Annotated in this window: 14 protein-coding genes; 3 read left to right on the top strand and 11 right to left on the bottom strand. The window is 72.3% G+C overall.

Translation table 11 applies throughout. From position 1 onward, the window contains the following. Positions 1 to 68: 68 nt before the first annotated feature. From lgt to hisI, 11 genes are all read right to left on the bottom strand, one after another. The gene (gene lgt, locus DY218_RS15145) at positions 69 to 1,043 is read right to left on the bottom strand and encodes a prolipoprotein diacylglyceryl transferase (protein ID WP_128556546.1); all 975 of its coding nucleotides are present in this window, start codon (positions 1,041 to 1,043) and stop codon (positions 69 to 71) included. 108 nt (positions 1,044 to 1,151) lie between these two features. Continuing rightward, positions 1,152 to 1,919, bottom strand: coding sequence for a DsbA family protein (locus DY218_RS15140; RefSeq protein ID WP_128556545.1), 768 nt, complete (start codon positions 1,917 to 1,919; stop codon positions 1,152 to 1,154). A gap of 62 nt (positions 1,920 to 1,981) precedes the next feature. Continuing rightward, on the bottom strand, positions 1,982 to 2,797 hold the full coding sequence (gene trpA / locus DY218_RS15135; protein WP_128556544.1) for a tryptophan synthase subunit alpha: 816 nt from the start codon (positions 2,795 to 2,797) through the stop codon (positions 1,982 to 1,984). After that, the gene (trpB, locus tag DY218_RS15130) at positions 2,794 to 4,032 is read right to left on the bottom strand and encodes a tryptophan synthase subunit beta (RefSeq protein WP_128556543.1); all 1,239 of its coding nucleotides are present in this window, start codon (positions 4,030 to 4,032) and stop codon (positions 2,794 to 2,796) included. Before trpB ends, trpA begins: the two co-directional genes overlap by 4 nt. Positions 4,033 to 4,232: 200 nt before the next feature. Then, a complete protein-coding gene (gene trpM, locus DY218_RS35840; protein ID WP_407703629.1) occupies positions 4,233 to 4,328 on the bottom strand; it encodes a tryptophan biosynthesis modulator TrpM in 96 nt (31 codons plus the stop codon). A 74-nt stretch (positions 4,329 to 4,402) separates the two neighbouring features. After that, positions 4,403 to 5,212 (bottom strand): indole-3-glycerol phosphate synthase TrpC, encoded by an 810-nt coding sequence (trpC, locus tag DY218_RS15125; protein WP_128556542.1) that lies wholly within the window; start codon positions 5,210 to 5,212, stop codon positions 4,403 to 4,405. A 203-nt stretch (positions 5,213 to 5,415) separates the two neighbouring features. After that, positions 5,416 to 5,856, bottom strand: coding sequence for a DUF2752 domain-containing protein (locus DY218_RS15120; RefSeq protein ID WP_128556541.1), 441 nt, complete (start codon positions 5,854 to 5,856; stop codon positions 5,416 to 5,418). Positions 5,857 to 5,995: 139 nt separating this feature from the next. Next, complete coding sequence (locus tag DY218_RS15115; protein ID WP_128556540.1) at positions 5,996 to 6,214, bottom strand: HGxxPAAW family protein; 219 nt, start codon at positions 6,212 to 6,214, stop codon at positions 5,996 to 5,998. A 181-nt stretch (positions 6,215 to 6,395) separates the two neighbouring features. Next, positions 6,396 to 7,076: a TIGR02234 family membrane protein gene (locus DY218_RS15110; RefSeq protein WP_128556539.1), complete on the bottom strand. Its 681-nt coding sequence runs from the start codon at positions 7,074 to 7,076 to the stop codon at positions 6,396 to 6,398. Further along, positions 7,076 to 8,773 carry an anthranilate synthase component I gene (locus tag DY218_RS15105; RefSeq protein ID WP_233521609.1) on the bottom strand — a complete coding sequence of 566 codons (1,698 nt, stop codon included), beginning with the start codon at positions 8,771 to 8,773 and terminating at the stop codon, positions 7,076 to 7,078. Before DY218_RS15105 ends, DY218_RS15110 begins: the two co-directional genes overlap by 1 nt. An 11-nt stretch (positions 8,774 to 8,784) precedes the next feature. Next, a complete protein-coding gene (gene hisI, locus DY218_RS15095) occupies positions 8,785 to 9,162 on the bottom strand; it encodes a phosphoribosyl-AMP cyclohydrolase (protein ID WP_128556538.1) in 378 nt (125 codons plus the stop codon). Between the two features lie 149 nt (positions 9,163 to 9,311). Between hisI and DY218_RS15090 the strand changes: the two genes are divergently transcribed. From DY218_RS15090 to DY218_RS15080, 3 genes are all read left to right on the top strand, one after another. Next, positions 9,312 to 9,947, top strand: coding sequence for a TIGR03085 family metal-binding protein (locus DY218_RS15090; RefSeq protein ID WP_128556537.1), 636 nt, complete (start codon positions 9,312 to 9,314; stop codon positions 9,945 to 9,947). 23 nt (positions 9,948 to 9,970) lie between these two features. After that, positions 9,971 to 10,363 carry a VOC family protein gene (locus DY218_RS15085; protein ID WP_128556536.1) on the top strand — a complete coding sequence of 131 codons (393 nt, stop codon included), beginning with the start codon at positions 9,971 to 9,973 and terminating at the stop codon, positions 10,361 to 10,363. A gap of 65 nt (positions 10,364 to 10,428) precedes the next feature. After that, positions 10,429 to 11,331: a ketopantoate reductase family protein gene (locus DY218_RS15080; RefSeq protein ID WP_128556535.1), complete on the top strand. Its 903-nt coding sequence runs from the start codon at positions 10,429 to 10,431 to the stop codon at positions 11,329 to 11,331. The last annotated feature ends 13 nt before the right edge of the window (positions 11,332 to 11,344 follow it).

Here is an 11,344-nt window from a genome sequence, read left to right as displayed (position 1 = left end):
GAGAAGACGGGTTCGGGGCGCCCCTTGGTGAGGGGCGCCCCGAACCCGTCAGTGCGCTGCTTGCCGGCTCAGCTCTTCTTCGCCGGCGCGGAATCGTCCTCGGAATCGCCCTCGGACTTGCTCTCGCCGTCGCCGGTCCTGTCGTCGCCGGACTCGCCGTCACCGGTCTTGCCGTCGGCATCCGAGGCCGGCTCGGAGTCCTGCTTCGGCTCCGGCTTCGCGTCCGGATCCCGGTCGACGATCTCCTCGCGCCCGGGGCGCATCCGGCCGGACACCACGATGTACACGACCGCGAGGAGGAACACGGCGATGGCGGTCCAGACGTTGAGCCGCAGTCCGAACCATTCGTGTGCCGCGTCCACCCGCATGTACTCGATCCAGCCGCGCCCCGCGCAGTACGCGGCGACGTACAGGGCGAACGCCCGGCCGTGTCCGAGCTTGAAGCGGCGGTCCGCCCAGATCACCAGGAGCGCGACACCGATGCACCACAGCGACTCGTACAGGAAGGTCGGGTGGTACGTGCCGGGGACGCGGCCGTCGTCGGCGCGGGTGATCTCGAGGGCCCAGGGCAGGTCGGTGGACTTGCCGTACAGCTCCTGGTTGAACCAGTTGCCCCAGCGGCCGATCGCCTGGGCGAAGGCGATGCCGGGGGCGACCGCGTCCGCGTAGGCGGGCAGCGGGATGCCCCGGCGGCGGCAGCCGATCCAGGCGCCCACCGCGCCGAGCGCGATGGCGCCCCAGATACCGAGGCCGCCCTCCCAGATCTTGAAGGCGTCCACCCAGTCACGGCCCTCGCTGAAGTACAGCTGGTAGTCCGTGATCACGTGGTAGAGCCGGCCGCCGACCAGGCCGAAGGGCACGGCCCAGACGGCGATGTCGGCGACGGTGCCGGCGCGGCCGCCGCGGGCGACCCACCGCCTGCCACCGAGCCAGACGGCTACGAAGACGCCGATGATGATGCAGAACGCGTAGCCGCGCAGGGGGACGCCGAAGGCGTCGATCTCACCCTGGGACGGACTCGGAATGAAGGCAAGGAGTTCCATGGCGAGGTCGACGCTACCGCGCCCTGCCCGTCCCCGGGCAATCCACCCGGCCTAACGGCTCCATAACGGGGCCGGGACGGGGCGCGGCCCGGCGCACGCGCCGGGGCCTCATTTCGCCTCGACCTGCTGCTTCAGCTGCTGCGGCGTGACCGGGTTCTTCTCGTCCGCGAAGATGTCCTTGCCGTCGAGGAGCACGGTGGGCGTGCCGCGGAAGCCGCCGTTCTGGAAGGCCTTGTTGGATTCGCCGACCCAGCCCTCGTACGTGCCGTCCTCGACGCACTTCTTGAAGGTCCCGCTGTCCAGGCCGTCGACCTTGCCCGCCAGGTCGAGCAGATGGTCGTTCTCGGCGAAGGCGTCGTCCGATTCCTGCGGCTGGTTCTTGTAGAGGACGTCGTGGTACTCGGTGAACCTGCCCGCGTCCTGGGCGCAGACCGCGGCGTTCGCCGCGTTCCGCGAGCCGGTGCCGCCCATGTTGCCGTCGATGATGGTGGCGAGGTGGTACTCGACCTTGAGGAGGCCCTTGCCGGCGAGCTCGTTGATCGTCGGGCTGTACTGCGCCTCGAACTGGGCGCAGGCCGGGCAGCGGAAGTCCTCCCAGATCGTCAGGGTGGACTTCGCCTCGGGCTTGCCGACCGGGATCGCCAGATTGTCCTTGCCCGCCGCGCCCTTCGGCTCCACCACCGGCCCCGCGGACTCCTTGTCGTCCCCCGAATTCGCCGCGACGATGCCGACCACGGCGGCCAGGCCGAGGACACACACCACGGCCGAGGCGACAATCAGTGTCCGGCGGCGCCGCTCGCGGCCCTTCTCGCGCTCGCGCTCCGCTGCAAGGCGGTCGCGGGCTGTGCGCTTTCCCTCACGGTTGTTCTCACTCACATCCCGCAAACGAACCGGGGAGGCCGCAGCGTGCCTCCCCGGTTCAGGTCCACCCGTTCGAGCTACCCGCGCTTTCGCACACCCGCGGCGAGTTCGGCGGCCAGGGCGCGTACGGCCTCGACGCCCGCGGCCTCGTCCGCGGTGTCCAGCATGGCCTTGACGAAGGCGGAGCCGACGATGACTCCGTCGGCGAATCCGGCCACCTCGGCGGCCTGTTCGGCATTGGAGACGCCGAGCCCGACGCACACCGGGAGTTCGGTGGCCGCGCGGGTGCGGCGCACCAGGTCCGCGGCCTGCTCGCCGACCGAGGCGCGGGTGCCGGTGACGCCCATCAGGGAGGCGGCGTAGACGAATCCGGAGCCGGCCGCGGTGATCTTCGCAAGCCGTTCGTCGCGGCTGCTCGGGGCGACCACGAAGACCGTGGCGAGCCCGTGCTTGGCCGCGTGCTCCCGCCACAGCGCGGACTCCTCGACCGGCAGGTCGGGCAGGATGCAGCCCGCGCCGCCCGCCTCGGCGAGCTCCGCCGTGAAGCGCTCCACGCCGTAGCGGTCGATGGGGTTCCAGTACGTCATCACCAGGATCGGCTTGCCCGTCGCGGCGTGCGCCTCACGGACCGTACGGAGCACATCGGCGATCTTCAGGCCGGCCTTCAGCGCGATGTCGTCGGCGGTCTGGATGACGGGACCGTCGAGCACCGGGTCACTGTGCGGAAGGCCGACCTCGACGACGTCGGCGCCGGACTCCAGTACGGCCTTGACCGCCTCGATGCCACCGTCGACGGTCGGGAAGCCGGCCGGCAGGTAGGCGATCAGGGCGGCCCGGTCCTCGGACTTCGCGGTGGCGAGCGCCTCGTTCAACAGCTGGATGTTGCCGCTCACTTCGAGGCCTCCTCGTCGTACAGGCCGAAGTAGCGCGCGGCCGTGTCCATGTCCTTGTCGCCGCGTCCGGAGAGGTTCACGACGAGCAGCCCGTCCTTGCCGAGCTCCTTGCCCACGTCGAGCGCGCCGGCGAGGGCGTGCGCGCTCTCGATGGCCGGGATGATGCCCTCGGTGCGTGAGAGCAGGCGCAGGGCCTGCATCGCCGCGTCGTCGGTGACGGCCCGGTACTCGCCGCGGCCGCTGTCCTTGAGGTACGCGTGCTCGGGGCCGATGCCCGGGTAGTCGAGGCCCGCGGAGATCGAGTACGGCTCGGTGATCTGGCCCTCCTCGTCCTGCAGCACATAGCTCCGGGAGCCGTGCAGGATGCCGGGCTCGCCGGCGGTGAGGGTGGCGGCGTGCTCGCCGGTCTCGACGCCGTGCCCCGCGGGCTCGCAGCCGATCAGGCGTACGCCGGTGTCCGGCACGAAGGCGTGGAAGAGGCCGATGGCGTTGGAGCCGCCGCCCACGCAGGCGACCGCGGCGTCCGGGAGCCGGCCGGACCGCTCCAGGACCTGGCGCCTGGCCTCCACACCGATGACGCGGTGGAAGTCGCGCACCATCGCCGGGAACGGGTGCGGTCCTGCGACCGTGCCGAAGAGGTAGTGCGTACGGTCCACGTTGGCGACCCAGTCGCGGAACGCCTCGTTGATGGCGTCCTTGAGGGTGCGTGAACCGGACTTGACGGCGATCACCTCGGCGCCGAGCATCCGCATCCGGGCCACGTTCAGGGCCTGGCGCTCGGTGTCGATCTCGCCCATGTAGATGGTGCACTCGAGGCCGAACAGGGCGCAGGCGGTGGCGGTGGCCACGCCGTGCTGTCCTGCGCCGGTCTCGGCGATGACGCGGGTCTTGCCCATGCGGCGGGTGAGCAGGGCCTGGCCGAGCACGTTGTTGATCTTGTGCGATCCGGTGTGGTTGAGGTCCTCGCGCTTGAGGAAGATCCGTGCGCCGCCGGCGTGTTCGGCGAAGCGGGGGACCTCGGTGAGGGCGCTGGGGCGGCCCGTGTAGTCGACCAGGAGGGCGTCGAGTTCGCGGGCGAACTCGGGGTCCTGCTTGGCCTTGTCGTACTCGACGGCGACCTCGTCGACGGCGGCGACGAGGGCCTCGGGGATGAACTTTCCGCCGAAGGCGCCGAAGTACCCTTCGGCGCTGGGGACTTGACCCTCCGGGTCGGGGATGAAGAACTCACTGGACATGTGCGACATGCTCCTGTTCGGGGCGCCTCGGCCCCGGGTGTCCGTTCCTACGATGACCACGGTACGGGTCCGCCTGCGGGCGGGAGGTTTCCCCAGCCCCGCCCTTTCACCGATTCCTCCTCAATCGCCGGAGGGGCTCCATGGGAGCCCGTCCGGCGATTGAGGACTTTCGGGAAGGGGCGGGGCTGGGGACAATCGCCTCAGCCGCAGCCGGAACCCGTGGCGGGGCGCCATCGCATCCCGTTGACCTGGCCCGGCTCGGAGCCGATCACGTACCGGACCCGCCGCCCGTGCACACGGCGCGCAGGCGCACGACACCCACGGGGCCGGCACCCGGGCGCAAGACGGACGGTGAGGGCCACGGGAGGACTCAGCCCCGCCCGTGCCGCAGCGCGGGATGCGCCCCCGCGGCCACCAGATCGACGACCGCCGCCTTCGGGTCCTTGCCCGTGACCAGGGATTCGCCGACCAGCACCGCGTCGGCCCCGTCGTTCGCGTAGGCGATCAGGTCGTGCGGTCCGCGTACGCCCGACTCGGCGATCCGGACCACACCGGCGGGCAGCTCGGGGGCGACCCGGGTGAAGGTCGAGCGGTCCACCTTGAGGGTCTTCAGATTGCGCGCATTTACGCCGATGATCTTCGCGCCGGCGTCCACCGCCCGCTCCGCCTCCTCCTCGTCGTGCACCTCGACGAGCGGGGTGAGCCCGATGGACTCGGCGCGCTCCACGAGGGAGACCAGGGCGGGCTGTTCGAGCGCGGCGACGATCAGCAGTACCAGGTCCGCGCCGTACGCACGTGCCTCCCACAGCTGGTAGGAGGTGACGATGAAGTCCTTGCGCAGGACGGGGATGTCGACCTTGGCGCGGACGGCCTCGAGGTCGGCGAGCGAGCCGCCGAAGCGGCGCTGCTCGGTGAGTACGGAGATGACCGAGGCGCCACCGGCCTCGTAGTCCGCGGCGAGGGCCGCCGGGTCGGCGATCGCGGCGAGCGCGCCCTTGGACGGGCTGGAGCGCTTGACCTCGCAGATCACCTTGACGCCGTCGCCGCGCAGGGCGGCGACTCCGTCCCTGGCCGGGGGTGCCTTCTCCGCACGCTCCTTGAGCTCGTCGAGGGTGACGCGCGCCTGCCGTTCGGCGAGGTCCTCACGCACGCCTTCGATGATCTCGTCGAGCACACTCACGCGAGCGGCCCCCTTCCGGTACGGCTGAGGTTCGGTTCTCGTCCCATCCGGCTGTCCGATGGGGCATGGCGATGGTATCCGTCGTGGGGCGCAGGACCCGCATCCGGTGGAGCGCGGTCCCACGACCTGGACACTTCGCATGATCCGCCGGGTTGCGGCGATCGGCGACCGGACGGGCACGGAAGCGCCCGGCGGGCCCGGGCTCAGGGATGCAGCCAGGCGCCGAACGGAAGATTGCGTACGACCGTGAAGGCGAGCACCACGCCGCCGGCGACCCACAGGTGTGCGGACCGGAGATCGAGGCGGAGCGGCCGGCCGCGGGCGGCGGCCACCGCCCAGCAGACCCATCCGACGGCGAAGAGCGCGAAGCCGGCGACGGCGAGGGCGTTCGCGGTCAGGGCGGCGGGCAGATCGCCGTGCACGAGGGCGTGGGCGCAGCGCAGGCCGCCGCAGCCGGGGCAGAAGACGCCGGTGTACTGCAGGAGCGGGCAGGCGGGGTAGTGGCCCGGTTCATTGGGGTCGACGGCGCCGACGAAGGCGAACGCGGCGGCCACGGAGGCGAGTACTCCGGTGGGTACGAGGAGTCGGCGGGCCGCACCGGTCCTGCCGGGGGCCAGGGTGGGGTCGGCGGTCACGTCGGTCATTGTGCCGGTGGGGGGCCGGGGGCGCCCGTTGGACGTTCCCCGACCCGCCCCTTCCCGAAAGTCCTGCCGGACGGGCCTCCTCAAACTCCCCCAGACTCCGTCCGGGGGGGGGACCCCCAGAGGGGCTTCAAAAGAAGAGTCAGCTCTCCGAGCGGACCACGTGGCCCTCGGGCTTGCCCATGCCCGCGGCGCTCATGATGCCGCCGGCGATCGTGCCGATGCCGATGAGCGCCATGCCGGCCCAGAACCCGACCGGGTTGGCCATCACCATGAAGGCGCCGGAGACACAGAAACCGATGAACGCGATGATGACGCCGGTCCAGGCGGCCGGGGTGTGTCCGTGGCCTGCATCCGCCATGACTCTGCTCCTCGTTGATCCGGTTGATCCAGGGCCGGTACCGGCCCGCCGAAGGCCCGCGTCCTCGGTCGTTCCGGACGGGGCCCGCGTCCATTGTCCCGTACCCGAACGGCGGATCGACGCCGGGGTGGCGGACGTCTCATCCGGGGCTTGTCGCTCGGATCGGCGTGGGCCGGAGCGGTCAGCCCGTCGGGTCCTCGCCGCGGTCGAGGGCCTTCCACAGGTCCTCGGGGCGGTCGGGGTCCACCCGGGCCGGTGCCATGCGCGGGCGCGGGCTGCCGTCCCGCTCGTACCGGCCGGACATCGCGGGCCAGCGGCCGCCGAAGCGCAGCGCGAGGAGGCCGGCGAGCAGCAGCAGGGCGCCGCCCGCGACGGCCGCGTACGGCCAGGCGGTGTGGGTGACGGAGGCGATGCCGGCGGCCGCGTCTCCGGTGGCGGTGGCGGCCTTCTCGTCCAGGGCCGCGTCGTCGCCGGCGCCTGCCAGGGCGGCCGCGACGGTGCCGAGCCCGCTCAGCGCGAGCAGCGCGGAGACCAGGATCCGGCCGGTGCGGCGCACCGCGAAGACGGCGACCAGGGCGGCGAGCCCGACGACGGCGAGCGCGGCCGGGGCACCGGTGACATCACTGCCCTTGACGATCTGGTGGAGCGCGCCGCCCGCCGTGGCGGCCTCGCCTTCCGACCAGGTCTGCCGGGAGGCGAGCAGCACCACGGCGGCGCCGAGCGCGCCGGAGAACAGTGCCACGGCCAGGCTGCGCCGGCCGGAGGAGGTGGGGGCGGCCGCGTCGTCCGCAGCGCTCGGCGCGTCGGGGTCGACGGCGGTCGCGGTGGTACGGGGGTTCGGTACGGCAGTCACGCCCTCCACTATCCCTCACGGCCCGCCGTGGACGTCAGGCGGTTCGCGGTGTGCACGGCGCGCAGGACCGCGGCGGCCTTGTTGCGGCATTCGGTGTCCTCCGCGACCGGGTCGGAGTCGGCGACGACACCGGCCCCGGCCTGCACGTACGCCGTGCCGTCGCGCAGCAGCGCGGTGCGGATGGCGATGGCGGTGTCGGAGTCGCCCGCGAAGTCCAGATAGCCGACGCAGCCGCCGTACAGGCCGCGGCGGCTCGGCTCCAGTTCGTCGATGATCTGCAGTGCGCGCGGCTTGGGGGCGCCGGACAGGGTGCCGGCGGGGAAGCAGGCGGTCAGTACGTCGAAGGCCGTGCGGTCCTCGGCGACCTGCCCGGTGACCGTCGACACGATGTGCATCACATGCGAGTACCGCTCGACCGACATGAAGTCGACGACCTCTACGCTGCCGGGGCGGCAGACCCGCCCCAGGTCGTTGCGCCCCAGGTCCACCAGCATCAGGTGCTCGGCGCGCTCCTTGGGGTCGGCGAGCAGTTCGTCGCCGAGTGCGGTGTCCTCCTGCGGGGTTGCGCCGCGCGGCCGGGTGCCCGCGATGGGGTGCACCATGGCCCGCCCGTCCTCGACCTTGACCAGTGCTTCCGGGCTGGATCCGACGACGTCGAAGCCGTCGAAGCGGAAGAGGTACATGTACGGCGACGGGTTGGTGGCCCGCAGGACGCGGTAGACGTCGAGGGCGCTCGCCTCGCAGGGGGTCTCGAAGCGCTGTGACGGCACGACCTGGAAGGCCTCGCCCGCCCGGATGCGCTCCTTGATGTCCTCGACCGCGTCCCGGAAGTCGGGGCCGCCCCAGCGTGCGGTGAACTCGGGGACCTCGGAGCGCGGCAGCGCAGTGGGCGGCGAGTGGACCGGGCGGGCGAGGTCGGCCTCCATCGCGTCGAGTCGGGCCACGGCGTCGGCGTGCGCCTCGTCGACGCCCGTCTCCAGGTCGTTGTGGTTGATCGCGTTGGCGATCAGGAGGACCGAGCCGTCCCAGTGGTCGAGTACGGCGAGGTCGCTGGTGAGCAGCATGGTCAGCTCGGGCAGCTTCAGGTCGTCGCGCTCGCCGGGGCCGACCTTCTCCAGGCGGCGCACGATGTCGTACCCGAGATAACCGACCATGCCGCCGGTGAAGGGCGGCAGGCCTTCGGCGCCCAGGGGGTCTTCGGCGAGTTCCGTGCGGTGCCCGCGGTGTTCGGTGCGTGCCCTCGGCGTGCCGGACGAAGGCTCTCGTAGCGGAGCTACTTGGGCCTTCGGCTGGTGCGGCGAGTGGGGGTACCCCCGGCCGGAGGCTGGGGGAGCGTGCCGGGCGCCGTGGGGGCCGTGCGGAACTCGCCGAAGACCCCCTAGGTCACGCGGCGTGTGGAGGGTCTCGACCGTGGCGCGCAGGGCGGCGAGCGGGTCGCCGTCGAGCGGGACGCCGACGGGCGGGGTGCCGAGCCAGTGCGCCCGGCCGTCGCGCTCGGTGAGGGTGGCGTGGCTGCGGACGCCGACGAAGGAGTACCGGGACCAGGACCGGCCGTTCTCCGCGGACTCCAGGAGGAAGGTGCCCGGGCGCTCGGCGGCGAGCTTGCGGTACAGGCCGACGGGGGTGTCGCCGTCCGCGAGGAGCCGGCGGCTGACGGGGATGACGCGGCGGTCGGCCGCCAGCTTGCGGAAGGTCTCGAGATCCATGGCCGCCGACCCTAGGCCATGTCCGCGGGGGCGCTGACCGGGAGTTCGTCCGCGTCGAAGCAGGTGCGGTCGCCGGTGTGGCAGGCGGCGCCGACCTGGTCGACCTTGACCAGGACGGTGTCCGCGTCGCAGTCGAGGGCGACCGACTTCACGAACTGGTAGTGGCCGGACGTGTCCCCCTTGACCCAGTACTCCCCGCGGCTGCGCGACCAGTAGGTGCAGCGGCCGGTGGTCAGGGTGCGGTGCAGCGCCTCGTCGTCCATCCAGCCGAGCATCAGCACCTCGCCGGTGTCGTACTGCTGGGCGATGGCGGGCAGCAGGCCGTCCGCGCCGCGCTTGAGGCGGGCGGCAACGGCGGGATCGAGGTCACTGCGGGGCGTGCTGGTCATGCGGCCCATTGTGCGTGATGGGTACGACAGCGCGGTGTCCCGTCCGCACGGCGGACAGCGGGCGGACAGCGGGGCGGGCACCATGGCGGCGGGCGGCACCTGGACGCGCGACATGGCAGTGCGGGCCGCCGCGCCGTAGGCTGGCTGGCATGTCGACCCATGCGAAGCGTGAACGACTCCTGCTCGCCGATCTGTTGGAGGCGGCCGGACCGGACGCCCCGACGCTCTGCGAGGGGTGGAACACCCGGGACCTGGCCGCCCATGTGGTGGTCAGGGAGCGACGGGCGGACGCCGCGGGCGGGATCCTGATCAAGGCCCTGGAGAGCCGCCTGGAGCGGGTGCAGGCGGAGTTCGCCGCGAAGCCGTACGAGGAGCTGATCCAGCTCATCCGCACCGGTCCGCCCCGTTTCTCGCCGCTGTCCCTCAAGCAGGTCGACGAGGCGGCGAACGCGGTGGAGTTCTATGTGCACGCCGAGGACGTCCGCCGGGCGCAGCCCGACTGGACGCCGCGCGAGCTCGACCAGGTCTTCGCCGACGCCCTCTGGTCCCGCCTGGAGAAGTCCGCGCGGGTGCTCGGCCGCAAGGCGCCGGTGGGCCTGGTGCTGCGCCGGCCGGACGGGCAGACCGCGGTCGCCCACCGCGGCGCTCCCGTGGTGACCGTGACCGGGGAGCCCGGCGAGCTGACGATGTTCGCCTTCGGACGGCAGGACGTCGCCCGGGTGGAGATCGAGGGCGACAAGGAGGCCGTGGACAAGCTGGGCGCCGCCAAGCAGCTCGGACTCTGACACCCCGACCCGGACGCCGAACCATGATCAAGGTCGCCATGACCAGCGTGTACGTCAAGGACGTCGGCAAGGCGCACGCCTTCTACACCGAGGTCCTCGGCTTCGAGACGCGCAACCATCTGGACATGGGCGACGGGACACCGTTCGTGACGGTCGGCGCGGCGGGCGCCCAGCGGGATCTGGAGCTGCTGCTCGAGCCCGGGGACAGCACCGTCGCGCGGACGTACACGACCGCCCTGCGCAATGCCGGACTGCCCTGCATCGTCCTGTCGGTGGACGACGTCAGGGGCGAGTACGAGCGCCTCACCGGGCTCGGCGTGCAGTTCGCCCAGGAGCCCCACCAGGAAGGCCCGGTGCTGACGACGGTGCTCGATGACACGGTGGGCAATCTCGTCCAGTTGATCCAGGTCGGCTGACGTACAGGGGTCCGAGGACCGGACCTGACGGCGGCCTGTGCGCGAGCCCGTGACAGGGTGCCGCCATGACGACGACTTCAGGACCATGGACGGTGGCCGTGCTCGGCCCGGGCGGTGTCGGCGGGCTTGCCGCGGGACTGCTCGCCAGGGCGGGGCACCGGGTGATCTGCCTGGCCCGCGAGGAGACGGCCGCGGCGCTCGGATCGGGCGGACTGACCGTGCGCAGTGGGCAGTTCGGGGACTTCGAGGTGCCGGTGGCGGCGGACACGCTGCTGCGTGAGCGGGTCGACGCGGTACTCGTGACGCCGAAGGAGACCGGTCTGCGGTCCGCGCTCGAGCGGATGCCGCGGGAGGCACTCGGGGACGCCCTGGTGGTGCCGCTCCTGAACGGTGTCGAGCACGTGGACGTACTGCGTGCGACCTACCCGCCCGAGCAGGTGGCGGCCGCGACGATCCGGGTGGAGTCCACGCGTACGGCACCCGGGGTGATCGAGCACTCCAGCCCCTTCGCGATGATCGAGCTGGCCGGTGCGACCGCTCCGGCCGAGCGGGTGGCGGCGCTCGGTGACGTGCTGCGGGCGGCCGGATTCGCGGCGCGGGTGCGCGAGGACGAGACGGCGATGCTGTGGAGCAAGCTGTCGTTCCTGCTGCCGATGGCCCTGCTGACCACCCGGTACCGGGGGACCGTCGGGGCGGTACGTGCCGAGCGGCGGGACGAACTGCTCGCGCTGGTCGAGGAGTTGGCGCGGGTGGCGGCCGCCGAGGGTGCGGAGATCGACACCACGGCCCTGATCGGCCAGTTCGACGCCGCCCCGTCCGGGATGCGCTCGTCGATGCAGAAGGACGCGGAGGCCGGGCGGCCGCTCGAGCTGGATGCGATCGGGGGTGCGCTGCTGCGGGCGGCGGACCGGCACGGGATCGCGGTACCGGTGGCGGCGGGCCTGGTGGCGGCGCTGAGCAAGGAGTGACGGGCTGGGGCGG

The sequence above is a fragment of the Streptomyces triticagri genome (assembly GCF_003429565.1).
Classification (GTDB): domain Bacteria; phylum Actinomycetota; class Actinomycetes; order Streptomycetales; family Streptomycetaceae; genus Streptomyces; species Streptomyces triticagri.
This window is presented reverse-complemented; position numbering and strand designations above follow the sequence as displayed.